Source organism: Kitasatospora sp. NPDC127111, assembly GCF_042677465.1.
Taxonomy (GTDB): Bacteria; Actinomycetota; Actinomycetes; order Streptomycetales; family Streptomycetaceae; genus Kitasatospora.
In genome coordinates this window covers 20,398-45,933 of record NZ_JBHXTG010000029.1, presented here as the reverse complement: position 1 = coordinate 45,933, position 25,536 = coordinate 20,398, and the positions used below count along the sequence as shown (strand labels likewise).

The 25,536-nt window shown below is 73.0% G+C and carries 19 protein-coding genes; 11 read left to right on the top strand and 8 right to left on the bottom strand.

Annotation, left to right across the window (positions count from 1 at the left end; all coding sequences use genetic code 11):
• Positions 1-171 precede the first annotated feature (171 nt).
• The 4 genes from pulA to ACFVHB_RS19260 all read left to right on the top strand — a co-directional run bounded on the left by pulA (position 172) and on the right by ACFVHB_RS19260 (position 10,589).
• Positions 172-5,697, top strand: a complete 5,526-nt coding sequence (gene pulA / locus ACFVHB_RS19275; protein WP_380323182.1) for a pullulanase-type alpha-1,6-glucosidase — start codon at positions 172-174, stop codon at positions 5,695-5,697.
• 642 nt (positions 5,698-6,339) lie between these two features.
• The gene (locus ACFVHB_RS19270; RefSeq protein WP_380323179.1) at positions 6,340-8,676 is read left to right on the top strand and encodes a M4 family metallopeptidase; all 2,337 of its coding nucleotides are present in this window, start codon (positions 6,340-6,342) and stop codon (positions 8,674-8,676) included.
• Positions 8,677-8,928: 252 nt separating this feature from the next.
• Complete coding sequence (locus ACFVHB_RS19265; RefSeq protein WP_380323176.1) at positions 8,929-10,254, top strand: ammonium transporter; 1,326 nt, start codon at positions 8,929-8,931, stop codon at positions 10,252-10,254.
• The gene (locus tag ACFVHB_RS19260) at positions 10,251-10,589 is read left to right on the top strand and encodes a P-II family nitrogen regulator (RefSeq protein ID WP_380323173.1); all 339 of its coding nucleotides are present in this window, start codon (positions 10,251-10,253) and stop codon (positions 10,587-10,589) included. Before ACFVHB_RS19265 ends, ACFVHB_RS19260 begins: the two co-directional genes overlap by 4 nt.
• A 61-nt stretch (positions 10,590-10,650) precedes the next feature.
• Here ACFVHB_RS19260 and ACFVHB_RS19255 read toward each other — a convergent pair whose 3' ends face one another.
• Both ACFVHB_RS19255 and ACFVHB_RS19250 read right to left on the bottom strand, forming a co-directional pair.
• On the bottom strand, positions 10,651-11,601 hold the full coding sequence (locus ACFVHB_RS19255; protein WP_380323171.1) for a hypothetical protein: 951 nt from the start codon (positions 11,599-11,601) through the stop codon (positions 10,651-10,653).
• A gap of 48 nt (positions 11,602-11,649) precedes the next feature.
• On the bottom strand, positions 11,650-12,171 hold the full coding sequence (locus ACFVHB_RS19250; RefSeq protein ID WP_380323168.1) for a SigE family RNA polymerase sigma factor: 522 nt from the start codon (positions 12,169-12,171) through the stop codon (positions 11,650-11,652).
• Positions 12,172-12,397: 226 nt separating this feature from the next.
• Between ACFVHB_RS19250 and ACFVHB_RS19245 the strand changes: the two genes are divergently transcribed.
• Positions 12,398-14,143 carry a carbohydrate-binding module family 20 domain-containing protein gene (locus ACFVHB_RS19245; RefSeq protein ID WP_380323165.1) on the top strand — a complete coding sequence of 582 codons (1,746 nt, stop codon included), beginning with the start codon at positions 12,398-12,400 and terminating at the stop codon, positions 14,141-14,143.
• Between the two features lie 118 nt (positions 14,144-14,261).
• Here the strand turns inward: ACFVHB_RS19245 and ACFVHB_RS19240 are convergent, their stop codons facing one another.
• Positions 14,262-15,023, bottom strand: coding sequence for an SDR family oxidoreductase (locus ACFVHB_RS19240; protein ID WP_380323162.1), 762 nt, complete (start codon positions 15,021-15,023; stop codon positions 14,262-14,264).
• A gap of 392 nt (positions 15,024-15,415) precedes the next feature.
• Here ACFVHB_RS19240 and ACFVHB_RS19235 point away from each other — a divergent pair, with 392 nt between their 5' ends.
• A complete protein-coding gene (locus ACFVHB_RS19235) occupies positions 15,416-16,489 on the top strand; it encodes an alpha/beta hydrolase (RefSeq protein ID WP_380323159.1) in 1,074 nt (357 codons plus the stop codon).
• Positions 16,490-16,872: 383 nt separating this feature from the next.
• The gene (locus tag ACFVHB_RS19230) at positions 16,873-17,631 is read left to right on the top strand and encodes a hemerythrin domain-containing protein (RefSeq protein ID WP_380323156.1); all 759 of its coding nucleotides are present in this window, start codon (positions 16,873-16,875) and stop codon (positions 17,629-17,631) included.
• Positions 17,632-17,714: 83 nt separating this feature from the next.
• On the opposite strand, the gene ACFVHB_RS19225 is transcribed toward ACFVHB_RS19230, so the two are convergent.
• Complete coding sequence (locus tag ACFVHB_RS19225) at positions 17,715-19,211, bottom strand: FAD-dependent monooxygenase (RefSeq protein WP_380323153.1); 1,497 nt, start codon at positions 19,209-19,211, stop codon at positions 17,715-17,717.
• A gap of 155 nt (positions 19,212-19,366) precedes the next feature.
• On the opposite strand from ACFVHB_RS19225, the gene ACFVHB_RS19220 reads away from it, so the two are divergent.
• On the top strand, positions 19,367-20,020 hold the full coding sequence (locus ACFVHB_RS19220; protein WP_380323150.1) for a TetR/AcrR family transcriptional regulator C-terminal domain-containing protein: 654 nt from the start codon (positions 19,367-19,369) through the stop codon (positions 20,018-20,020).
• 54 nt (positions 20,021-20,074) lie between these two features.
• On the opposite strand, the gene ACFVHB_RS19215 is transcribed toward ACFVHB_RS19220, so the two are convergent.
• A complete protein-coding gene (locus ACFVHB_RS19215) occupies positions 20,075-20,668 on the bottom strand; it encodes a DUF6891 domain-containing protein (protein WP_380323147.1) in 594 nt (197 codons plus the stop codon).
• A gap of 60 nt (positions 20,669-20,728) precedes the next feature.
• On the opposite strand from ACFVHB_RS19215, the gene ACFVHB_RS19210 reads away from it, so the two are divergent.
• On the top strand, positions 20,729-21,691 hold the full coding sequence (locus ACFVHB_RS19210) for a DUF1152 domain-containing protein (RefSeq protein ID WP_380323144.1): 963 nt from the start codon (positions 20,729-20,731) through the stop codon (positions 21,689-21,691).
• A 24-nt stretch (positions 21,692-21,715) separates the two neighbouring features.
• Here the strand turns inward: ACFVHB_RS19210 and ACFVHB_RS19205 are convergent, their stop codons facing one another.
• Positions 21,716-22,261: an FHA domain-containing protein gene (locus ACFVHB_RS19205; protein WP_380323141.1), complete on the bottom strand. Its 546-nt coding sequence runs from the start codon at positions 22,259-22,261 to the stop codon at positions 21,716-21,718.
• A 123-nt stretch (positions 22,262-22,384) separates the two neighbouring features.
• Positions 22,385-22,951 carry a DUF1697 domain-containing protein gene (locus ACFVHB_RS19200; RefSeq protein ID WP_380323138.1) on the bottom strand — a complete coding sequence of 189 codons (567 nt, stop codon included), beginning with the start codon at positions 22,949-22,951 and terminating at the stop codon, positions 22,385-22,387.
• Positions 22,952-23,084: 133 nt separating this feature from the next.
• On the opposite strand from ACFVHB_RS19200, the gene ACFVHB_RS19195 reads away from it, so the two are divergent.
• A complete protein-coding gene (locus ACFVHB_RS19195) occupies positions 23,085-23,555 on the top strand; it encodes a pyridoxamine 5'-phosphate oxidase family protein (protein WP_380323135.1) in 471 nt (156 codons plus the stop codon).
• 23 nt (positions 23,556-23,578) lie between these two features.
• On the opposite strand, the gene ACFVHB_RS19190 is transcribed toward ACFVHB_RS19195, so the two are convergent.
• Positions 23,579-23,944 (bottom strand): arsenate reductase family protein, encoded by a 366-nt coding sequence (locus ACFVHB_RS19190; protein ID WP_380323132.1) that lies wholly within the window; start codon positions 23,942-23,944, stop codon positions 23,579-23,581.
• Between the two features lie 117 nt (positions 23,945-24,061).
• Here ACFVHB_RS19190 and ACFVHB_RS19185 point away from each other — a divergent pair, with 117 nt between their 5' ends.
• A complete protein-coding gene (locus tag ACFVHB_RS19185) occupies positions 24,062-25,279 on the top strand; it encodes a cytochrome P450 (RefSeq protein ID WP_380323129.1) in 1,218 nt (405 codons plus the stop codon).
• Positions 25,280-25,536: the final 257 nt, after the last annotated feature.

Genomic DNA, 25,536 nt, shown 5'->3' with positions numbered 1-25,536 from the left:
TACGTCCCATTGTCACGCCGGGCGGATCGGCCGGCGCAATCGGGGTGCGGACATCGGTACGAGAAGCGTATTTTCCCTGCCGGAAACGGTTTCTGCATCTTGCTGAAACATATTGCAGACCGCTAGCGTCCTGGCAACTCGATCACCCCCTTCCCCCGCAGGGAGCCCTCAGTGGCCGATCTCCCGCCCCGCCGCCGGCGGAGCACCACCCGCAGACCCGGCCGGACGGCGGTGCTGCTCGCCGCCTCGCTCACCGCCGCCACCCTCGGCACCGCCCCGGCAGCCCTCGCCGCCGCCCCGCCCGGCCCGCCCTCGGACGCCGCGCTCGCCGCCACCGCCGGGCGGCACGACCTCACCCGGGAGCAGTTCTACTTCGTCCTGCCGGACCGCTTCGCCAACGGCGACCACGCCAACGACACCGGAGGCATCACCGGCAGCCGGCTGGAGCACGGCCTCGACCCGGCGGACAAGGGCTTCTACCACGGCGGCGACCTGGCCGGACTGATCCAGAAGCTCGACTACATCCAGGACCTCGGCACCACCGCGATCTGGATGGCGCCGATCTTCAAGAACAAGCCCGTCCAGGGCACCGGCGACAACGCGAGCGCCGGCTACCACGGCTACTGGATCACCGACTTCACCCAGGTCGACCCGCACTTCGGCACCAACGAGCAGCTCAAGGAGCTGATAGCCAAGGCGCACGCGCGGGGCATCAAGGTCTTCTTCGACGTCATCACCAACCACACCGCCGACGTCATCGACTACCAGGAGAAGCGGTACGGCTACCGCTCCACCGGCGCCTACCCGGTGCTGGACGCGGACGGCCGGCCGGTCGACGAGACCGCCGTCGCCGACGCGGCCGCCGCCTGGCCGAAGCTGACCAAGGAGTCGTTCCCGTACAGCCCGGTCTTCCGCAACCCGGCCGACGCCACCGCCAAGACCCCGGCCTGGCTCAACGACCCCGCGCTCTACCACAACCGCGGCGACTCCACCTTCGTCGGCGAGTCCGCCACCGAGGGCGACTTCTCCGGCCTGGACGACCTCGACACCCAGAACCCCAAGGTGGTGCAGGGCTTCGAGAAGGTCTACCAGCAGTGGGTCAAGGACGCCGGCGTGGACGGCTTCCGGATCGACACCGTCAAGCACGTCAACATGGCGTTCTGGCAGCAGTGGGCGCCCGCGCTCAAGGACTTCGCCGCCAAGCAGGGCAACCGGAAGTTCTTCATGTTCGGCGAGGTCTACTCCGGCGACCCGGCGGTCACCTCGCCGTACGTCACCAAGGGACGGCTGCAGGCCACCCTCGACTTCCCGTTCCAGAACGCGGCCCGCTCCTACGTCTCGCAGGGCGGCTCGGCGAAGAACCTGGCCGACGTCTACGGGCAGGACTACCGCTACACGAGCGCCGACACCGACGCGTACGAGCTGCCGACCTTCCTCGGCAACCACGACATGGGCCGCTTCGGCTCCTTCCTGCTGAGCGACAACCCGGGCGCCGACGAGGCCACCCTGCTGAAGAAGGACCGGCTCGGCAACGAGCTGCAGTTCCTCACCCGCGGCCAGCCCGTCGTCTACTACGGCGACGAGCAGGGCTTCACCGGCGCCGGCGGCGACAAGGACGCCCGGCAGGACCTCTTCGCCTCGCAGACGCCCTCCTACAACGGCGACCGGGTGCTCGGCGGCTCCGCCGGCTCCGCCGACCGCTACGGGCAGGGCGGCGAGCTCTACCGGGGCATCGCAGGGCTGGCGAAGCTGCGCCGCGACCACCCGGCGCTCGCCGACGGCGCCCAGATCGAGCGGTACGCCGCAGACGGCGCGGGTGTGTACGCGTTCTCCCGGATCGACGCCGGGGAGCAGGTCGAGTACCTCGTCGCGGTCAACAACGCGACCGAGGCGAAGACCGTCACCCTGGACACCTTCTCGGCCGGCCAGGGCTTCGACCGGATCTACCCGGTCGCCGGGGAGCGGCTGACCAGCGGCGCCGACCGGAAGGTCACCGTCACCGTGCCGGCGCTGTCGTCGGTCGTGCTCAAGGCCGCCGGCAAGCTCGCCCCGGTCGCGGCCGCGCCGCAGCTCGCGCTCAAGCCGCCGGCCGAAGGGTCCTCCGGCAGCGTCACCGTCGGTGCGGACGTCGACGGCGGCGGCTTCAACCGGGTCACCTTCGCCGCCCAGATCGGCAACGCGCCCTGGCAGAACCTCGGCACCGCCGACAGCGGGGCGTCCGGCTCCGCCGGCCAGGTCACCTTCCGGGTCACCCAGGACCTCTCCGCCGTCGCCCCCGGCACCGTCGTCCGCTACAAGGCCGTGGTGCAGGACTCCAGCGGCCACCTGCGCTCGGCCACCGGCAGCTTCACCACCGGGGCCCCGGCGCCCAAGCCGGTGCCCAGCGCCACCGCCCGCCCGTACGCCGTCGTGCACTACCAGCGCAAGGACGGCGACTACGACGGCTGGAACCTCTACGCCTGGGGCGACATCGCCGACGGCGAGTCCACCCAGTGGCCGGCCGGGCACGGTTTCACCGGCCGGGACGCGTACGGCGCCTTCGCCTACGTGAAGCTGAAGCCCGGCGCCTCCGACGTGGGCTTCATCGTGGAGAAGGACGGCGTCAAGGACGTCGACGCCGACCGGCACCTGGACGTCGGCTCGACCGGCGAGATCTGGCTCAAGGAGGGCGACCCGACGGTCCGCACCGCCAACCCGGGCCCGGTCACCACCCCGCCCGCCAACACCGCCGTCATCCACTACAACCGGGCGGACGGCGACTACGACGGCTGGGGCCTGCACGACTGGACCGGCGCCGCCAACCCCACCGACTGGGGCAACCCGCTGCAGCCGGTGCGCCGCGACGCCTTCGGCGCCGTCTTCGAGGTGCCGCTCGCGCCCGGCGCGACCAGCCTCAGCTACATCCTGCACCGGGGCAACGACAAGGACCTGCCGGGCGACCAGTCGCTGGACTTCGCGGTCAACGGCCGCGAGGTGTGGATCCTCGGCGGCCGCGAGGGCTACCTGCTGCCGCAGAACGCCGCCGCTTCCTCGCAGCTGGACCTCGGCTCGGCCAAGGCCCAGTGGATCGACGCGAGGACGCTGGTCGTCCCCGCCGCGTACGGCGCGGGCGACGCCGGCCTGGCCGGCGGGACCAGCGCCCAGCTGGTGTACGACCCGGCGGGCGGCATCACGGCCGACAAGGGCGTGCTGAGCAAGCCCGGCCAGTGGATCCGGCTGACGCCCGCCCCGGGCGGCCTGACCGACGCGCAGAAGACCAAGTACCCGCACCTGGCCGGCTACCGCGCCTTCACGGTGGACCCGCGCGACGCCGGCCGGATCACCCAGGCCCTGCGCAGCCAGCTGCTCTTCACCGAGCACCTGCCCAGCGGCGCCGCCCTGGCCGCCACCGGGGTGCAGATCCCGGGCGTGCTCGACGACCTGTACGCGCGCCGCACCGGCCGGGTGGACTTCGGCCCGGCGTACTACAACGGCAAGGTGGCGCTCTCGGTCTGGGCGCCGACCGCCCAGGAGGTCTCCGTCCAGCTCTTCGACGGCCCGGCCGGCGGCACCCCGAAGACCGTGCCGCTGAAGCTGGACGACGAGACCGGCGTCTGGGAACTGGTCAGGGACAGGGCCGAGCTGGACGGCAAGTACTACCTGTACCAGGTGAAGGTCTGGGCGCCGTCCGTCCAGAAGCTGGTGACCAACACCGTCACCGACCCGTACTCGGTCGCGCTCTCCACCGACTCGCGGCGCAGCCTGGTCGCCGACCTCGCCGCCAAGGAGCTCAAGCCGCAGGGCTGGGACGACCACGCCGTTCCGAAGGCCGTGCCGCCCGCGCAGCAGCAGATCCAGGAGCTGCACGTCCGGGACTTCTCGGTCGAGGACACCACCGTGCCGGCCGCCGAGCGCGGCACCTACCTGGCCTTCACCGAGTCGCAGTCGGCCGGGATGCGGCACCTGAGCGAGCTGGCCGAGGCCGGCGTCACCACCGTCCACCTGCTGCCGACCTTCGACATCGCCACCATCCGGGAGAACCGGGCCGAGCAGAAGCTGCCCGCCTGCGACCTCGCGTCCCTCGCCGCGGACAGCGAGAAGCAGCAGGAGTGCGTGGCGGCCGTCGCGGCCGAGGACGCCTACAACTGGGGCTACGACCCGCTGCACTACAACGTGCCGGAGGGCTCGTACGCGACGGACCCGAACGGTACGGCCCGCACCGTGCAGTTCCGGCAGATGGTCCAGGCGATCCACGCCGCCGGGCTGCGGGTGGTGCTGGACGTGGTCTACAACCACACCGCCGCCAGCGGCCAGGCCGAGCACTCGGTGCTGGACAAGGTGGTGCCCGGCTACTACCAGCGGCTCGACGCCAACGGCAAGGTGACCACCGACAGTTGCTGCGCGGACACCGCGCCCGAGCACGCCATGATGAACCGCCTGGTGGTGGACTCGGTGACCACCTGGGCCCGCGAGTACAAGGTGGACGGCTTCCGCTTCGACCTGATGGGCCTGGACCCGAAGTCCACCATGCTGGACGTGCAGGCCGCGCTGCGCCGGATGACCCCGGACTCGGACGGCGTCGACGGGAAGAACATCCTGCTCTACGGCGAGGGCTGGAACTTCGGCGTGGTGGCGAACAACGCCCGGTTCGAACAGGCCACCCAGCTCAACATGGCCGGCACCGGGATCGCCACCTTCGACGACCGGATCCGGGACGCCGCCCGGGGCGGCAACTTCATGCTCTCCTCCGCCCCCCAGCAGGGCTTCGCCTCGGGCCTGTTCACCGACCCGAACGGCTCGCCCGCCAACGGCACCCCGGAGGAGCAGAAGGCCCGGCTGCTCAAGCAGATGGACCAGCTGAAGGTGGCGCTCACCGGCAACCTGGCCGGCTACAGCTTCACCGACAGCTCCGGGCGGACGGTCACCGGCGCCGGCGTCGACTACAACGGCGCCCCGACCGGGTACGCGGCCAAGCCCGGCGAGGCGATCGAGTACGTGGACGCGCACGACAACGCCGACCTGTTCGACGCGCTCGCGTACAAGCTGCCGGCCGGCACGGCGCCCGCCGACCGGGCCCGGATGCAGGCGCTCGCGCTCTCGCTGACCGCGCTGACCCAGGGGCCGGGCTTCGCCCAGGCCGGCACCGACCTGCTGCGCTCCAAGTCGCTGGACGCCAACGCCTACGACTCCGGTGACTGGTTCAACGCCATCCACTGGGACGCCTCCCAGGGCAACGGCTGGGGCCGGGGCCTGCCGCCGGCGGCCGACAACAAGGAGATGTGGCCGGCCGCCAAGTCCCTGCTGGCCAACCCGAAGCTGAGGGTGGGCGCCGCGGACATCGCCGCGACCAGCGCGCAGTACCAGCAGTTCCTGCGGATCAAGCAGGGCTCGCCGCTGTTCTCGCTGCCCACCCTGGCGGCGGTTCAGCAGCGGCTCTCCTACCCGCTCTCCGGCACGGCCGGCGAGACGCCCGGGGTGATCACGCTGCACCTGGACGGCACCGGGCTGGCGGGCGCGGAGAAGGGGATCACCGTGGTGTTCAACGCCACGCCCTCGGCGCAGCAGCAGACCGTGGCCGGGCTGAGGGGGACGGCGCAGGCGCTGCACCCGGTGCAGGCGGGCGGCGTCGACCCGGTGGTCAAGCAGTCCGGCTTCGACGCCGGGACCGGCACGTTCACCGTGCCGGGCCGCACCGTGGCGGTGTTCGTCCAGCGCTGACGGGCCGGGTCCCCGCTGACGGGCCGGGTCCCTCCGGCGCTGACGGGCCGGGTCCCCGCTGACGGGCCGGGTCCCTCCAGCGCTGACGGACGGCCGGAAACGGGCCCCGTACCGCCTCGTGGCGGTGCGGGGCCCGGGCGGTTCCGGACCGGCCGGCCCCCGGTTGGCCGAAAACAGTCGCTGGCACGGCCGGAACAGTGACGTGTCGCGCCCGCGCGGCGCTGTCGCCCGGGACGCGGCCGCGGCGGCCGTCGGGAGCACTGGTCAGTGCCCGCCGGGGGTGGCCGAACGGTCCGGCGAAAATGAAAACGGTCGTCACGAGTTCCCACGCCTGTAACACAGTCAAGGGGCCGGCCGGTATACGGTTTCGGTCGCTAATCGGCCAATCCGTGGCATGCATCTGTCATTAACGGCTCGTTTGCTGCCACGATTCCTCCGGCTGCAGACGAGGGGGCCCCACCCCCCGGTGCGGCCGTGCCAGGTCAGGAACAGCGCGTCCCCTGTCGGAAACCGCTCCACCTCGCTCCGCGAAAACCGCACCCGCGTCGCGCACCGGCGGCGGGGGCCCCCACTGCGCCGCAACCCTGCGGCCAGGTTCTCTCCACCGCTCGCGAACCCGCGTCGGTCGGAAAAGGAGTCCGCATGTCCCGTTACACCCAGGCCCGGAAGGCGGCGGTTGTCATGGCCGCCACCACCGCGCTGCTGGTGACCGGCATCCCGGTCATCGCGCAGGCGGCCGCTCCGGACGCCCCGGCCGCCGTCGCCGCCCAGCAGGCGAGCCGCGCCGAGCTCCTCGCCTCCGCGACCCAGCAGACCTCCACCCTCGCCCAGAGCCTGGGCCTGGGCAGCGAGGAGAAGCTGGTCACCAAGGACGTCGTCCAGGACGCCAACGGCGCCCGCCACCTGCGCTACGAGCGCACCTACGCCGGACTCCCGGTGCTCGGCGGCGACCTGATCGTCCACCAGGACGCCACCGGTGCCACCCAGGGTGTGACCAAGGCCAGCCAGGCCGTTCTGACCGGCGTGGACACCACGCCCAAGCTGGCCGCGCCGAAGGCGCAGGAGGCCGCGCTCGCCGCCGAGGCCGGCTCCGCCCTCGACAAGGCCCCCCGCCTGGTCGTCTGGGCCGCCGAGGGCACCCCGAAGCTCGCCTGGGAGACCGTCGTCTCCGGCAAGGAGTCGGACGGCACCCCGAGCCGCCTGCACGTGGTCACCGACGCCGCCACCGGCGCCGTGCTGAGCAAGGCCGAGGGCATCAAGACCGGCTCCGGCACCGGCGTCTTCGTCGGCAACGTGTCGCTGACCACCACCCAGAGCGGGTCGCAGTTCCAGCTCAAGGACGGCAGCCGCGGTGGCCAGTACACCACCAACATGAACCACGGGACGACGGGCAACGGCACGCTCTACGCCAAGAGCAGCGACACCTGGGGCAACGGCCAGGCCAGCAACAGCGAGTCCGCCGCCGTCGACGCCCAGTTCGGCGCCGCCGCGACCTGGGACTTCTACAAGAACACCTTCGGCCGCCTCGGCATCAAGAACAACGGCGTCGGCGCCTTCAGCCGCGTTCACTACGACAACAACTACGTGAACGCGTTCTGGGACGACGACTGCTTCTGCATGACCTACGGTGACGGCGACGCCAACACCCACCCGCTGACCGAGCTCGACGTGGCCGGCCACGAGATGAGCCACGGCGTCACCTCGGCCACCGCCAACCTGAACTACTCGGGCGAGTCCGGCGGCCTCAACGAGGCCACCTCGGACATCTTCGGCAACGCCGTCGAGTTCTACGCCAACCTGCCCGCCGACAACCCGGACTACCTGGTCGGCGAGCTCATCGACATCAACGGCAACGGCACGCCGCTGCGCTACATGGACAAGCCGTCCAAGGACGGCCAGTCGGCCGACTACTGGTCCTCCACCGTCGGCAACAAGGACGTCCACTACTCCTCGGGCGTCGGCAACCACTTCTTCTACCTGCTGGCCGAGGGCGGCGGCGCCAAGGTCATCAACGGCGTCAGCTACAACAGCCCGACGTACAACAACATCGCCGTCACCGGCATCGGCCGGGACAAGGCGCTGCAGGTCTGGTACAAGGCGCTGACCACGTACATGACCTCCACCACCAACTACGCCGACGCCCGCACCGCGACGCTGAGCGCCGCCAAGGACCTCTACGGCGAGAACAGCCCCGAGTGGATCCAGGTCGGCACCGCCTGGGCCGCCGTCAACGTCGGCACCGTGCCCCCGAACCCGGGTGGCGTCACCGTCACCAGCCCGGGCAACCAGAGCACCAAGGTCGGCACCGCGGTCAACCTGGCCATCAAGGCCAGCGGCGGCACCGCCCCGCTGTCCTACTCGGCCACCGGCCTGCCGGCCGGCCTGTCGATCAACGCCTCGACCGGCGTCATCACCGGCACCCCGACCACCGTCGGCACGTCCAACGTGACCGTGACGGCCAAGGACGCGGCGGGCAAGACCGGTACCGCCAGCTTCACCTGGGCGGTCACCGACACCACCTCCAACTGCACCCCGGCCCAGCTGCTCGGCAACGCCGGCTTCGAGACCGGCTCCGCCGCGCCGTGGACCGCCACCAGCGGCGTCGTCGACAACAGCTCGTCGCAGGCCGCGCACGGCGGCACCTGGAAGGCCTGGCTGAACGGCTACGGCTCGACCCACACGGACACCCTCTCCCAGACGGTGACCATCCCGGCCAACTGCAAGGCCACGCTCAGCTTCTACCTGCACATCGACACCGCCGAGTCCGGCTCGACGGTGTACGACAAGCTGGCCGTCTCGGTCAACGGCACCACGCTGAAGACCTACTCCAACGTGGACGCGGCCTCCGGCTACCAGCTGCGCACCTTCGACCTCTCGGCCTACGCGGGCCAGACGGTCACCCTGAAGTTCAACGGCACCGAGGACTCCTCGCTGCAGACGAGCTTCGTGGTCGACGACACCTCGATCGCCACGAGCTGAACCCGCGCCGGTAGCGCCGGCGGAACCAGGTGAGACAGGGACAGGGCCCGGCAGCCACGGCTGCCGGGCCCTGTGTCGTGCGCCCCGGAACGGTGAGGTTCCGGAAACGCCGCGGCAACGGCCGGGCAACCCCCGGGCAACACGAAACACGGGTGAAACGCGGCCGTCCGCGACCGGAAATCCGCTCTCGCAACACTCTCCCATCGACCTGCGGAACTCCCCTGACGCAGGCCTGTTGGAAGGCGCCCTCGTATGTTCCTGGCTGACCCGTCGCCCGGCCCCGACACCGGCGACACCGCCTGGCTGCTGGCCAGCACCGCGCTCGTCCTGCTGATGACCCCCGGTCTGGCGCTGTTCTACGGCGGCATGGTGCGCACCAAGAGCGTGCTCAACATGATCATGATGAGCTTCGTCTCGATCGCCGTGGTCACCGTGGTCTGGCTGCTGGCCGGCTACTCGCTCGCGTTCGCGCCGGACGCCGGCGGCTGGGGCCTGATCGGCGGCCTCGACCACCTGGGGATGGCCGGGATCACCCCCGCCTCGCTCACCGGGCACGTGCCCACCGTGTTGTTCGCCACCTTCCAGCTGACCTTCGCGATCATCACCGCCGCGCTGATCAGCGGCGCCATCGCGGACCGGGCCAGGTTCGGCTCCTGGGTGGCCTTCACCGCCGTCTGGACGCTGCTGGTCTACGTCCCGGTGGCGCACTGGGTGTTCGCGCCCGGCGGCTGGATCCTGTCGGAGCTCGGCGCGCTGGACTTCGCCGGCGGCACCGTGGTGGAGGTCAACTGCGGTGCGAGCGGCCTGGCCCTGGCCCTGCTGCTCGGTCCGCGGATCGGCTTCCGGAAGGAGGCGATGCGCCCGCACAGCCTGCCGCTGGTGCTGCTCGGCGCGGGCCTGCTCTGGTTCGGCTGGTTCGGCTTCAACGCGGGCTCGGCGCTGGGCGCCAACGGCCTGGCCGCGTCCGCGCTGCTCAACACCCAGGCGGCCGGCTGCACCGGGCTGCTCGGCTGGCTGCTGGTGGAGAAGCGCCGGGACGGCCACGCCACCACGCTCGGCGCGGCCTCCGGCGCGGTGGCCGGCCTGGTCGCGATCACCCCGTCCTGCGGCAGCGTCGACCTGGTGGGCGCGCTGGTGATCGGGCTGGCCGCGGGCGTGGTCTGCTCGTACGCCGTCAGCTGGAAGTTCCGCCTCGGCTTCGACGACTCGCTGGACGTGGTGGGCGTGCACTTCGTGGCCGGCGTCATCGGCACCGCGCTGATCGGCCTGTTCGCCACCACCGCGATGACGGGCGGCCCGGCCGGCCTGCTGCACGGCGGCGGCGCGGGCCAGCTCGGCAAGCAACTGGTGGCGATCGTCGCGGTCGCGCTGTACGCCTTCGCCGTGACGTACGGGATCGGGTGGGCGATCGACCGGCTGATGGGCTTCCGTGCCAGTGAAGAGCACGAACTCACCGGTCTGGACCTCGCCGTGCACGCCGAGACCGCGTACGATCACGGCGTCCTGGGGCACGGCACGACCGCCCACGCCACCACCACCGTGCTCACGCACCCGTCCGACAGGGCCCCCTCCGCATGAAGCTGATCACCGCGATCGTCAAGCCGTTCAAGCTGGACGAGGTCAAGAACGCGCTGCAGGCCGTCGGCGTGCACGGACTGACCGTCACCGAGGCCAGCGGGTACGGCCGGCAGCACGGGCACACCGAGGTCTACCGGGGCGCCGAGTACCGGATCGACCTGGTGCCCAAGGCGCGGATCGAGGTCGTGGTGGAGGACGAGGACGCCGAGCGGGTGATGGAGGAGATCGTCCGCGCCGCCCGCACCGGGAAGATCGGCGACGGCAAGGTCTGGTCGGTGCCGGTGGAGACCATCGTCCGGGTCCGCACCGGCGAGCGCGGGCCGGACGCCGTCTAGGCCTTACGAGCGCCGTCCGGGCCCCTCGGACACCGTCCGATCCCACGGACGACGTCGGACCCTAGGACGTGCCGCGGTCCGCGAGCCCCGGGACCTGCCGCCAGGCCTGGTCGGCGGTGATCTGCTGCCACCGGGCCAGTTCGGACGGCGGGGTGTCCCGGGTGCGGCGCGGGTTGAACGACGGGTCGTCGGAGTCGTGCAGGGTGCCGTTGTGGACGGCGAGCGCGACCCGGGTGCCGTCCGGGAACGGCGTCCAGATCCGGTAGGTGACCCAGGCGGTGTCCGAGGTCTCCAGGATCTCGACGATCTGCGGGTCCGGGCCGGGGCCGGGTTCGCGGGAGCAGTGGTAGCCGGCCCGGTTCAACGCGTCCGTGCGGTCGTCGCAGGACGGCGCGGTGGCCCGGGAGGCCGGGCCGTGCACCTCGACCGAGAGCGTGGCCGCGCCCCGGCCGTCGTCGTACCTGGTCCACAGCACGGCGTCGGCCGCCGGGTCGAGGGTGAGCTGGTCGGCACCGGGTTCGGCGTCCAGCCGGGCGCCGGGGCCGAGCAGGCGGGTCAGGGTGTCGCGCAGGGCGGTGCGCTGTCGCTCCCGCAGCTGCTCGGGGGCGGGCGCGCGGGAGGCGGTGGCGGTGGGCGCGGCCGGCGCGTCGCCCTGCTCCGGTCCGGGCGTCCGCGGCAGGCCGGTGAGCGCCAGGGTGGCGGCCAGCGCGAGGACGGCGGCGGCCGAGGCGGCCTGGCCGATCCGGCGGCGCCGGTGCAGCACGCGGCCGCGCCGGGTGGCCTCGGCGAGCATCACGGCGACGGGCGGGTGCAGGCCCTGGACGCCGGCGCTGAGCAGGCGGCCGAGCTCGTGTTCGAGGCGCCGGTCGGCCTCCGGACCGAGGTCCAGGACCGGGTCCAGGTCCAGGTCCAGGACCGGGGCCGGGTCCAGGGCCACGGCCGGGTCCGGGTCCAGGTCCGGGGTGGGGTCCGGGACGACGGCGTCCGGGTCGGGTTCCGGTGCGGGGGCCAAGGCGGGGTCCTCGTCGGGTCGGTGGGGCTCTGGTGCGGGGGGCGGGGGTCAGGGCTGGAGCAGCAGTTCGCGGTCGTCGGCGAGGATCTCGCGCAGCCGGGCCAGCGAGCGGGTGGAGAGGCCCTTGACGGCGGCCGGGCTGGTGCCGAGCATCTCGGCGACCGCCTCGATGGAGTGGTCCTCCAGGTAGCGCAGCACCACCACCGCCCGGTTGCGCGGGGGCAGCGTGCGCAGGGCGGCGACCAGGGTGAGCCGCAGTTCGGTGCCGGTCCCGGTGAGGTCGTCGAGCGCAGTGGGGGAGTCGGGCAGGTCGGCGACGGCGATCTCGCCGGAGCGGCGCAGCCGGCGGTGCGACAGGTAGCAGCGCAGCAGCACCTTGCGGGCGTAGGCGTCGAGCGAGGGGTCGTCCTCGCCGCGGCGCAGCCGGCCCCAGACCGAGTACATCTTGGCCAGGGTGGTCTGCACGAGGTCCTGGGCCTGGTGCCAGTCGCCGCACATCAGGTAGGCGACCTGGAAGAGCCGTCCGGCCCGGTTGGCCGCGAACTCCTCGAAGTCGCCCGCCCCGCTCATTGGTCCCCCGTGCGCTGTTCGTCGGCTGTGCTGTCATCACTCTGCACGCCGCGGCGGGCGGGAAAGTCGCACACGAGTTTTCCGGAGCTGCGGAAACGTTGCTTCCAGGGCCTTGACGGGCTCTTGCCACAAGCCTAGGTTCGGCGCTGCAAGTTTCCGGAAAGTTTCAGCAAGCTTTCACGAGCGGTACCCCAGGCTGCCCCCACCCCAGCCCCCAGGAGACATCGTGGTCACCACCGCCCCCACCCGCCGGCGTGCCAGAACGGCCGGCGCGCTGACCGCCTCGGCGGCGCTCGCGCTCTCGCTCACCGCGGCCTTCGGCGCGGCCCCCACCGCCCTGGCCACCCCGCCCGGCAGCGGCAAGGACGTCACGGCGACGCTCTTCGAATGGCGCTTCGACTCGGTCGCCAAGGCCTGCACCGACACGCTCGGCCCGAAGGGCTACGGCTTCGTCGAGGTCTCGCCGCCCCAGGAACACATCCAGGGCAGCCAGTGGTGGACCTCCTACCAGCCGGTGAGCTACAAGATAGCCGGGCGCCTGGGCGACCGGGCGTCCTTCAAGAGCATGATCGACACCTGCCACGCGGCCGGGGTCAAGGTCATCGCCGACTCGGTGATCAACCACATGTCGGCCGGTTCGGGCACCGGCACCGGCGGGACGGCGTACACCAAGTACAACTACCCCGGGTACTACCAGGACTGGGACTTCCACTCCTGCCGCACCGCGATCAGCAACTACAACGACCGCGGCAACGTGCAGAACTGCGAGCTGGTCAACCTCTCCGACCTCGACACCGGCAGCTCCTACGTCCAGCAGACCATCGCCCACTACCTCGACGACCTGGCCTCGCTCGGCGTCGACGGCTACCGGATCGACGCGGCCAAGCACATCGCCGCCACCGACCTCGCCGGGATCAAGGGCAAGACGGCCAACCCCAACGCGTACTGGGTCCAGGAGGTCATCTACGGCGGCGGCGAGCCGATCCAGCCCTCCGAGTACACCGGCACCGGCGACGTGGACGAGTTCCGCTCCGGCACCTGGCTCAAGAGCGCCTTCCAGGGCGGCCGGCTCGCCGACCTCGCCACCTGGGGCTCGGGCCTGCTGCCCACCGACAAGGCCCGCACCTTCGTCGACAACTGGGACACCGAGCGCAACGGCTCCACCCTGACCTACAAGGACGGCTCCGCCTACACCCTGGCCAACGTCTTCATGCTGGCCCACCCGTACGGCGCGCCCAACGTCTACTCCGGCTACGCCTTCACCGGCCACGACGACGGCCCGCCGAACGGGGGCACCGTCAACGCCTGCTACACCGACGGCTGGAACTGCACCCACGCCTGGCGGCAGGTGGCCAACATGGTCGGCTTCCGCAACGCGGTGGCGGGCACCGGGATCACCAACTGGTGGTCCAACGGCAACAACGCGATCGCCTTCGGCCGGGGCGCCAAGGGCTTCGTGGCGGTCAACCGCGAGTCCGGCCCGGTCACCCAGACCTTCCAGACCTCGCTGCCCGCCGGCTCGTACTGCGACGTCCAGCACGGCGACCCGGCCGCGGGCGGCTGCACCGGCCCGTCGTACACCGTCGGCTCGGACGGCCGGTTCACCGCCACCGTCGGCGCGGGCGACGCGGTGGCGCTGTACGTCGGCGCGCCGGGCGGCTCCGGCGGCGTCCCGGTGAGCGGCGGCGCGTCCTTCGCGGTCAACGCCACCACCGTGTACGGCCAGAACGTCTACGTGGTCGGCAACAACGCCACCCTCGGCAACTGGGACCCGGCCCGGGCGCTGCCGCTCTCCTCGGCCGCCTACCCGGTCTGGAAGCTGGACGTGGCGATGCCCGCCGGCACGGCCTTCGAGTACAAGTACGTCCGCAAGGACGCCTCCGGCGCGGTGACCTGGGAGTCCGGGGCCAACCGGACGGCGACGGTGCCCGCCTCGGGCACGGTGACGCTGAACGACACCTGGCGGAACTGACGGCACGGCCCGACGGTCGCCCACCCGGTGAGCCGGTGGGCGGCCGTCGGCCCGTCGCGCCGCGGACCGCGCGGCGCGGGTGGCTCGGGTCGGGCCCCGCCGGGTGCCCGCCGGAGGCTCAGCCCCGCCCGATGTACGGCATGGCGGTCGCCATCACGGTGGCGAACTGCACGTTGGCCTCCAGCGGCAGCCCGGCCATGTGCCGCACCGTCCGGGCCACGTCGGCCACGTCCATCGTCGGCTCCACGGCGACCCGCCCGTCCGCCTGCCGCACGCCGACGCTCATCGCCGCCGTCATGTCGGTGGCGGCGTTGCCGATGTCGATCTGCCCGCAGGCGATCCGGTACGGGCGCCCGTCCAGCGAGAGCGACTTGGTCAGCCCGGTGACGGCGTGCTTGGTCGCGGTGTACGCGATCGAGTGCGGGCGCGGCACGTGCGCCGAGATCGAGCCGTTGTTGATGATCCGGCCGCCCTGCGGATCCTGGGCCTTCATCTGCCGGAACGCGGCCCGCGCGCAGAGGAAGGCCCCGGTCAGGTTGAGGTCGACCACGGCCCGCCACTCGGCCACGTCCAGCTCGTCCACCGGGGTGGGGGCGCCGAACGTCCCGGCGTTGTTGAACAGCAGGTCGACCCGGCCGAACCGGTCGGCCGCCGCGGCGAACAGCGCGTCCACCGCCGCCGGGTCGGTGACGTCGGTCGGCACCGCGGCCGCCCCGGAACCGTCCGGTGCGGCCGCCGCACAGAGGCCGGCCGTCTCGCGCAGCGGCGCCTCCCGCCGTCCGGCGAGCACCAGCCGCCAGCCGGCCGCGGCCAGCTCCACGGCCACGGCGCGCCCGACCCCGCTCCCGGCTCCGGTGACGACGGCGATCTGCTGGGGCATGGCGGACTCCTCCGGCGGTGGTACGGGCGAACTGATCGTCCCCGGTCCGGGGGCCCGGAGTCACTGGTGCGAGGGCCCAAAGCGCGGCCGTCCCGGCACCCGTCCGGCTGTGCTCCCCGCCGTTCGACGGGGATGGTCCCCGCCGATCGGCAGGGCGGACCGAAACTTTTACCGGATCGGGAACAAACATTGGATCGGCGCTGGCCGAGGCGCAACCGGCACGCTCCGGCCCACGTCATAAGATCGCAGGACGGCGAGCCCCCGCGAGGGTCGGCGCGCCGCCGCCCCGGGGGGTACGAACGACGTCGCGCCCCGGGCTGTCCGGCCCCACCCGGGGGCCACCGCCCGCCTCCCGACGGAGCGGGCGCGACACCGGTCGGAGAGTCCACACCGTGCAGCCGCAGTCCACCCGCATCCGCGCCGTCCTGACCGGCGCCGCCGCCTTCACCCTGGCCGCCTCCCTGGCGGCCTGTGGCAGTTCGGGCGACAGCGGGAAGGGGGACAGTGCCAAGGCCGCCGGTACCGCGAGCGCCGGTACCGCGAACGGCGGCACCACCCCCGGCACCCCGTCGGCCGCCGGCAGCACCTCCGCCGCCGCGCCCAGCAGCGCCCCGGCCGCCTCCGGCAAGGTGCTGATGCCGACCGGGCCCGCCGCCGCCCTCACCAAGGCCCGGGACACCGCCGCCGGCCAGATCCTGGTGACCACGCTGACCGGGCCCAAGTCGGGCGTGTCCGGAAAGGTCTGGGTCTGGCTGCCGCCGGAGTACAACGACCCGAAGTTCGCCAAGACCGGCTTCCCGGTGCTCACCCTGTACGCGGGCGGGCAGAGCAACGGCTACAACACCTGGACCGACGACCAGCTCCCGATCCAGCAGGTGGACGCCGAGCTGTCGAAGGCCGGCAAGGCCCATCCGTTCATCATGATCATGCCGGTGCAGAACTTCAACTCCGACGAGAAGAACGCCCTGGACTGCGCCGACATCCCCGGCCAGCCGAAGATGGGCACCTGGATGGCCGAGGACATCCCGGACTTCGTCCGCGCCAACTTCCGCACCGTGAAGGGCCGCGACGGCTGGGGCCTGATGGGCGCCTCCACCGGCGCCTTCTGCAGCGCCAAGCTCGCCCTCCAGCACCCCGACAAGTTCAAGGCGGCCGTGCCGATCGACGGCTACTTCAACCCGGACTCGGGCCTCTGGAAGGGCCACGAGCAGGAGCGGCAGGCCAACAGCCCCGAGGCGCTGGTCGGCCTCGGCAAGGCCGACGTGAAGATGCTGGTGACCGCCGGCGGCGCCAACGCGTACGAGACCAAGCTGGTCAAGGCGTGGGTCGCCAAGGCCACCCCGCCGCTCTCCATCGAGTACTACGAGCAGCCCGGCGGCAAGCACCTCACCAGCGACTTCAAGAAGATGATCCCGGACACCCTGCAGTGGCTCAGCAAGAACCTGGCGGGCCCGCAGAGCGACTGATCGGTACCGCGCCCCGCCGGCGCCGGTGGCCCCCCGTGGCCCCCGGCGCCGGCGGACGTGTTTCCGCGGACGTGTTTCCGCGGGTGGACTCCGCACCGGGCGCCGGCCCCGGCTCGCGCGGCCCTCGCCCGACGGCTGACCCGGGCTCGCCCCGGCCCTGGACCCGGCCCTCTTCCGGGCCTTCTTCCCGGCCCCGCACCGGCCCTCTTCCCGGCTCTGCTCCCGGCCCCGCCCTGACCCTCTCCCCGGCCTCTGACCTGCACGTCAATCGGACATTGATTCGGCTCTGATCAACTGCGGCCACTGTGGTGGGAGCGCCTTCCGCCGCCGCGAATCCGCCCGTGGCGACTCCGTCAGCCGTGCCAAGCCGTGAAGAGAGTGTCATGCCGAGCCATCTGCTGCCCGTAGCGTCCCTGCCCGCCGTCCCCGCCGAGGCGGGCTCCGAGCGCGAGCGGGCCGCGTGCGAGGAGCCGCAGGCCCTCCGGTTCGCCGGGCTGCGCCTGGTGCACGCCGCGCTCCGCCGCGACCTGGCGCGGCTGCCCAACGCGCTGCGGCTGCTCCAGCCCGGCGAGGACGAGAAGGGCGAGGCGCTGCTGCGGCACTGGCACTTCGTCAACGCGATGCTGACCTGCCACCACGAGCAGCAGGACACCCGGATCTGGCCGATCGTCAGCCGCTTCGCGCCCGAGCTGCGGCTGCTGCTCAACTGGCTGGAGGCGGACCACCACAACCTCGACCACTCGTTCACCCGGGTCACCACCCTGGTCCGGATCGCCAGCCGGGACGCCGGCAGCGCCTGGCCGGTCGCCTACGCGATGGAGGACCTCGCGGCCCGGCTGGAGACCCACCTGCGGATCGAGGAGCGCCAGCTGCTGCCCCGGATGGAGCTGGTGTTCACCGAGGCCTCCCGGATCGGCGGCCTGCCGGAGCTGCTGGACCTGCTCCGCTCGGCCGACGGGCCCGGCACCGCCGACGCGCTGGCCTGGCTGCTGGACGGCGTCGAGCCGGCGGTGGTCGAGCGGCTGATCGCGGACTGCGACGACGACGTGGCCCGCAACTGGCCGCACTGGCAGTCGACCTACCAGCGCTGCACCGCCCTGCTCTGGGGCCCCTCCGACGTCCGGGACGGCGCCGCCGAGTGAGCCGGGGCCGTTTTTCCGGGCCCGCGATCTACGCGCGTGGCACATGTCGGACGGATATGCCGCACGCCTTGGGTTTCCCGGGCTCAGCGGATGCCCAGCCGGGCCAGGTACCCCGGCAGGTCGGCCGGGTCGTCGGTGGCCAGCCCGACGTAGCCGTCCGGCCGGACGACGAAGAGCCCCCGGCCGTACGCCCCGACCGCCACCTCGCCGTCCACCCGGTGCGCCCGCACCCCGGCCGGTACGGCGGGCAGCTCGCGGCCGACGGCGAGCACCGTCACGTGCGGGCCGCGGAACAGGTCGAACAGCCGGCCCCCGGCCGGTGAGCCGTCCAGCGGCGCGTCCGGCGCGCGGTCGCCCGCCTGCAGCGCGTCCTCGGCGGGCCGCGGGCGCGCCTCCACGGTGAGCGGGCCGTCCGGGTAGGCGAGGCCCAGCTGCTCCGTCCGCGCCCCCCGCCGCCGGGTCGTGCGGACGGTGCCCGCGCGGTGCAGCGCGGTGGACATCTCCAGCACCTCGGCGGCGACCGGCAGCCGCTCCTCCTCGTAGCTGTCCAGCAGCTCCTCGGGCGCGTCGTGCAGCAGCACCTGGCCCAGCTTCCAGCCCAGGTTGTAGGCGTCCTGGATGCTGGTGTTGAGGCCCTGGCCGCCCGCCGGGGAGTGGATGTGCGCGGCGTCGCCCGCGAGGAACACCCGGCCGGACCGGAACCGCTCGGCCAGTGCGGCGCTCGGCCGGAAGACGGAGGCCCAGCGCACCGCGCCGACCGCCGCGGCGTCGAGGTGGGTGCGGGCCGCGACCAGCTCGCGCACCGCGTCCGCCGACGCCTCCGGCTGCTCGTCCGCGCCGAACTGGGCCAGCAGCTGGAAGTCGTCGGTGCCGGGCAGCGGGCAGAGCAGCAGCACCCCGCCCGGCCCGTCCTGCCAGAAGTGCCAGTTGTCGCGGTCGAGGCCGGCGACCTCGACGTCCGCGACCAGGGACGGGTTCGGGTCGACCTGCTCGCCGGCCATCGGGATGCCGGCCAGTCGCCGGACCGCACCGCGCCCGCCGTCCGCCGCCACCAGGTACCGGGCCGTCACCGTCCGGGTGGTGCCGTCCGGGCCGGTCAGCGTGGCCTCGACCCGGTCGGGGTGCTGCTCCAGGCCGGTGAGCTCGGCGCCGAAGCGGACCTCGCCGCCGAGCTCCCGCAGCCGGCCGTGCAGGATCTCCTGGGTGCGCCACTGCGGGACCATCCAGACGTCCGGGTACGGGACGGTCGGGTCGGCCGCCGTGCTCCGCTCCATCAGGTCCCACTCGCCCTGCCGCTCGCCGTCCTTCCAGGACATCATCCGCGGGTAGTACCCGCCGGCCGCCCGCACGGCGGGCAGGACGCCGAGATCGTCGAAGACCTCCTGGGTGCGCGGCTGCAGTCCCTTGCCGCGCGAGCCCGGGAAGAGCGCCCCGGCGCGCTCGACCAGCAGGGCGGCGACGCCGCGGCGGGCGAGGTCGCAGGCCAGGGTGAGGCCGGTCGGGCCGGCGCCGACGATCAGGACGTCGGTCCGCTCGGGGTGCTGGTGAGGGTGCTGGTCCGGGTGCTGGGCAAGCTGCATGGTGCTCTCCTTAACGGCGTTAAGTCGGCCGGTGGGGAGAGCATGCACTTAACGGCGTTAAATTGTCAACGGCGGAGCACGGGCGAAGATGGAGGGCCGGAGGGGGTGGACCGAGCCGGCCGACCGCCGGGCCGAAACAGGAAGGGTGAGCCGCAGTGGCACCGAAGCTGGACCCCGCGCAGGTCGTCGACACCGCACTGCGGCTGCTCGACGAGACCGGCCTCGACGGCCTCACCCTGCGCCGCATCGCCACCGAACTGGACGTCAAGGCGCCCGCGTTGTACTGGCACTTCGCCAACAAGCAGGCGCTGCTGGACGCGATGGCCACCGAGATGCTCCGCCGGATGTCCGCCGGCCCGGTCACCCCGCCGGACACCTGGCAGGAGGCGCTCGCCCTCACCTGCCGCGGGCTGCGCACCGCCCTGCTCGGCTACCGGGACGGCGCCAAGGTCTTCAGCGGTACCCGGCTCACCGACCACGGTCACGCCGGGGCGCAGCACGCCCTGCTGGCGGTGTTCACCCGGTCCGGCTTCGAACTGGCCGACGCCGTGCAGGCGTTCACCACCGGGTACGCGTACACCATCGGCTTCGTGATCGAGGAGCAGGCCATCCACCCCGTGCCGGGGGAGCGGTCACCCGGCTACGACCCGGAGCGGCGGGCCGCCGCGATCGACCCCGCGCACGAACTGGCCGCCGCCGCGGGGCAGGACATCTTCGGGGACTTCGACCGCCGCTTCGAACGCGGCGTGGCCATCGTCGTGGCCGGCGTCGAGAGCGTTCTCGCGCCGTCGACTCCGGTGTCCCCCTGAAGGATCGGGCGCTCCACCGCCCCGGCGTGAGGGGCGGCCCGCGCCGGACGGGCCCTACTCGGGCAGGCGGTTGAGCCAGGTCAGCGGGGTGACGCAGATCGCCTTGGCCGGCGAGCCGTCCCACTCCACGGTCAGGCCGGCCGCCTCCAGCGCCGCCACCACCTCGCGGCCGATCTCCACCGTCCGCCGCTCCGCCGACTCCTTCGACTCGCCGTCGGCCCGGAACCCCCCGTACCGCAGCATCAGCCCGTGCCCGGCGGCCGCGCTCTCGGTGTCCTGCTGGTGGAAGAAGACGAAGCCGCGCGAGTCGTCGTCCGCCTCGCCGCCGATCTCCGCGTAGCCGCAGCTCGCGCAGCAGGTGAAGTCCATCGCCGCGACGACGCCCTGATCCTCCAGCGCGTCGAACGCCTCCTCCAGCCGGTCCACGTCCGTCGTCTCCGGCCAGGACGCCTGCTCGGCCAGCCGCTCCCGCCAGAGCGGCGCGACGATCTCCTCGGCGTCCTCCTCCGTCAGCCCCTCCTCCTCGAACTCGTCGACCAGCGACTCGGCCAGCTCGTCCGCCTCCTGGAAGCCACAGCGGATCAACTCGCGGGCGCGCTCCTCGGCCTCGCGTCGTACGTCGAACGTGAGCTCGGTGTCCTGGGTCATGTCCGCATCCTCGCACCGCCCACCGACAGTCGCCCCGCCGGGTCCTGCTACCGTCCCGCCGTGACCTCCCTCCTCCAGCCGCCGCTGATCACCCGTCTGCTGGCCGCCGAACGGATCCTGATCGCCGGTGCGGGCGGCGGCTTCGACGTGTACGCGGGCCTCCCGCTGGCCCTCGCGCTGCGCGCGGCCGGCAAGGAGGTGCACCTGGCCAACCTCTCCTTCACCCACCTCTACGGCCTGCCCGCCGACGTCTGGCTGGAGCCCGACGTCGCCCGGATCGGCCCGGACACCCCGGGCCCCGAGGGCTACTTCCCGGAGCGGACGCTCGCCCGCTGGCTGCACCGGCACCGCATGCCGGACACCGTCTGGGCGTTCCCCTCGGTCGGCGTGCGGCCGCTGCGCGACGCCTACCGGGCGCTCACCGGCCGTCTCTCCGTCGACGCCGTCCTGCTGGTCGACGGCGGCACCGACATCCTGATGCGCGGCGACGAGGCCGGGCTGGGCACCCCGGAGGAGGACATGGCCAGCCTCGCCGCGGTGGCCGGACTGACCGGCGTGGCCGAGCGCCTGGTCGCCTGCCTGGGCTTCGGGGTCGACGCCTTCCACGGCGTCAACCACGCGCTGGTGCTGGAGAACCTCGCCGCGATCGAGCGGGCCGGCGGCTACCTCGGCGCCTTCTCCATCCCGCGCGACAGCCGGGAGGGCGTGCTCTACCTCGACGCCGTCGAGCACGCCAGGGCCGCCTTCCCCGAACACCCGAGCATCGTCAACGGCTCGGTGGCGGCCGCACTGCGCGGCGAGTTCGGCGACGTGCGGTTCACCGACCGCACCCGGTCCAGCGAGCTCTTCGTCAATCCCTTGATGACGCTCTACTTCGGCGTCACCGTCGAGGCGCTGGCGGCGGAGCACCGGTACCTGGAGCTGATCGAGCACACCGTGCTGACCCGTCAGATCAGCACGGTGATCGAGGAGTTCCGCGACGGCCTGCCCGCCCAGCGGCCACCCCGGCAGTTCCCGCACTGAGGGCCGCCCGGGCGCCCGTCCGGCTCAGCCCGAGGCGAGCCGGAACTCCAGGTTGCCGAACCGGACCTGGTCGCCCGGGCGCACCCGGACGCCGCCCGCGATCCGGAGGCCGTTCACATGGGTGCCGTTGGTCGACCCGAGGTCGTACAGCACCCAGCCGTCGCCCTCCCGGCGCAGCTCGGCGTGGTGGCGCGACACCGAGATGTCGTGCAGCCGCAGCCCGGAGCCCGGCACCCGACCGATCGTCAACTGCGCGGCCCCGTCCTGCGGCAGGCTCAGTCCCGGCAGCCGCTCGAACCGCCACGCCCCGCGCAGCCGGACCCCGAAGGCGGAGACCTGGCCCACCGCGCGCAGCACGAACCGCCCGAACCGGTTCCCGGCCGGAAGGTCCGCCATCGCCTCGTCCAGCTCGGCCCGGCTGTTGGCGTGCAGCACCAGCTCCATCCGCCCGAGGAAGGTCTCGTGCGAGAGCCGGCCGCTGCCGGCCCCCTCGCGCAGTACCCCGAGCGCGTGCTCCCGCTCGACCTCGGACGGCCGGACCACGCGCGTCCGGATCTCAGGAGACGTCATGGCCCGATTGTCGGCTCACCCGCCCCCACCTGTCCAGATTGCCGGTCCCGTCCGCGGACGGGCACCGCCGCCGGCAACGCCCCGGGAACCGCCCCCGGGGAACCGCCGCCCGCCGTCCCGGCGTCAGCTCTTCTTGGCGGCGGCCAGGATCTTGGCGGTGGTGTGCAGGAACCGGGCCGTGGCCGAGCCGCGGAAGGACGGGCCGAAGAGGTTGGCGGGGGCCTTCCAGCGGCCGTCCCGCAGGTGGACCACGACGAAGGCGGTGCCCGGATCGGCGCCGATCACCTCGTAGTCGCCCTTCGGCGAGGTGTACGGGACGGGGAAGTCCGCGGGCAGCGGCTCGGAGAGGAAGTTGACGACGAGCCGGACGTCCGGGGTGGCCTCGACGCCCGCGAACGGCTCGGCGGCGAGCACCGCCTCGACCTCCTCGACGGTGCGCAGCATCACCGGGACGGGGTAGCCCAGCGCCGCGGCCAGGTGCTCCTCGATCCGCCGGGTGAGCGCGGCGCGGTCCGCCGCGTCGGCCGAGCCCTCGTCGACGGTGAAGAAGATGTTGCCGCTCTGGATGTACGAGCGCACGTTGCCGAGGCCCAGCTCGCCGAACAGGGCCCGCAGCCGCTCCATCGTCACCGTCCGGCCGCCGACGTTGACGGCCCGCAGGAACGCGATGTAGGTGGTCGTGGTGGTCACCTCGCCAGTGTGGCACCACGCACCGACAACGCCCCGCTCACCGCGGACGCGCGCGCCGACGACGCCCGTGCGCCACCGGCCGTCCGGCCGATCGCGCACGGGCGTCGTCGGTGACCGGTGCCACACTGGGCCCATGGCTACCTGGCAGGATTTCGAGCACGAGGCACCGGACCTGGCCCCCGCCGTACGGGCCCGCTTCGAGGCCAACAAGCACCACGTCCTGGCGACGCTGCGCAAGGACGGTTCACCGCGGGTGAGCGGCACCGAGGTGGAGTTCATCGGTGCCGACCTCACCCTCGGGTCGATGTTCGGGGCGGTGAAGGCGCGCGACCTCCAGCGGGACGGCCGCTTCGCCCTGCACGCGCACCCGGGCGACGAGACGATGGAGGGCGGCGACTCCAAGGTCTCCGGCCGGGCCGTCGAGATCACCGACCAGGCCGAGCTGGCCGGCTACGAGGCCGATCTGCCGGAGCCGCCGCCCGGCCCGTACCACGCGTTCCGGCTGGACCTGGAGCAGGTGGTGCACACCGCCGTGGAGGGGGAGCACCTGGTGATCACCTCGTGGCATCCGGGCAAGCCGGTGGAGCGGATCCAGCGGCACTGACGGCGGCGCCGGTCCGGGCGGGATCAGGCCTGCCGCGGCAGGACCGACTTGAGCACCTCGGGGGTCCGGGCCACCACGGCGTGGCCGTCGTCCGCGGTGATGATCGGGCGCTGGATCAGGATCGGGTGCTCGGCCATCGCCGCGATCCAGCGCGCCCGGTCGCCGGGCTCCCGGGTCCACTGCTTCATCCCGAGGTCCTTGGCGGCCTGCTCGTCCAGTCTGGTGATGTCCCACGGCTCCAGCGCCAGCCGCTGCAGCACCTGCTCCAGCTCGGCGGCGGTCGGCGGGTCCTCCAGGTAGCGCCGCACGGTGTACTCCGCGCCCACGGCCTCCAGCTCGCCGAGCGCCGTCCGGCACTTCCCGCAGCGGGGATTGATCCAGATCTCCATGCCGCCAGCCTACCGACCGCCCCTCCCGATCGGGCGGACCCGAACCGAGCGGGAACTCCAGCCGGGCCAACGGCGGTTCACCGTACAGGACTTGGGCTTCCGGAGGGGGAGGGCGGGATGGACGGCTCGTCGATCATCGAGCGGCTGATGACCACCGAGGGCAGGTCGGATCCGTACCCGCTGTACGCCCGGGCGCACGAACTGGGCGCCGCCGCGCCGGCCGGGGCGGGCACCGTCCTGGCGATCGGACACGCCGCCGCCAACCAGGTGCTGCGCAACCCCGCCTTCGCGCTGGAGGACACCGAGGCCCTGGTGGAGGCGGACTCCCGGCTCGCCGCGCACGCCTCCGTCACGCTGCTCGGCCGCTCGGTCCTGCAGCGCAACGCGCCCGACCACGGCCGGGTCCGCTCGCTGCTCGCCTCCGCCTTCAACGCCCGCCGGGTGGCCGCGCTCCGCCCGGCCGTCGAGGCGGCGGTCGCCCGGCTGCTGGACGGCCTGGCCGAGCGGGGCGCGGACGGCGCACCCGTCGACTTCATGGACGCCTTCGCCTTCCGGCTGCCGGTCGAGGTGATCTGCGAGCTGCTCGGCGTGCCCCCGCAGGACCGCTACCGCTTCCGCGGCCTCGCCGGGGACCTCACCATCGCCCTGGAGCTGATCCAGGACCTCGGCGAGCTCGACGCCGCCGACACCGCCGCCGACGAGCTCGCCGGCTACTTCACCGCGCTGGTCGCCGAGCGCCGGGCCCGCCCCCAGGACGACCTGGTCAGCGACCTCGCCCGGATCGCCGCCGAGGCGCCCGGGCGGATCTCGGGCCGGGAGCTGCTGGCCAACCTGGTCCTGTTGCTGGTGGCCGGCTTCGAGACCACCACCAATCTGCTGGGCAACGGGCTCGCGCTGCTGTTCCGCCACCCGGAGACGGCTGCCGGGCTGCGCACCGGCGCGGTCGCCCCCGCGCTCTTCACCGACGAGGTGCTGCGCTTCGACTCACCGGTGCAGCTCACCACCCGGCTCGCGGTCGCCGACGGGCTGGACGTGGCGGGCGTTCCGGCGCCGGCCGGCACGTGGGTGATGGTCCTGCTGGGCGCCGCCAACCACGACCCGGCCCGCTACCGGCGCCCGGAGCTGTTCGACCCGGACCGCACCGACAGCCAGCCGCTCAGCTTCGGCGGCGGCGCGCACTTCTGCCTCGGCTCGCGGCTCGCCCGGATGGAGGCCGAGGTGGCCGTTCCGGCGCTGCTCGACCGCTTCCCCCGGCTCGCCCCCGGCGGCGTGCCCACCCGGCGCGACCGCCTGGTCCTGCGCGGCTACGAGACCCTGCCGGTCACCGTCCGCTGACGGGGCGGTTCGCGGAGACGCCGGAGTCCTGGTCGCGGACGGTGGTGGGCGTTCCGCACTGCGGGTCGTCGGTGCAGGGCGCGCAGCGCGGAAGCCCGGGGCCCGCGGGCCGAAAGCCTCCGGGCTTGACCGTGGCCCGGTGGAACCGGGCCGAGTGGGGCGGCGTTGATGTGTACGCGGGTACTGCGTTGAGGAGCGCGGGCTGCGACGGAGGGGGAGACGCAGGTGGTGGAAGCCGGCGGGCATGCTGTGGCGCG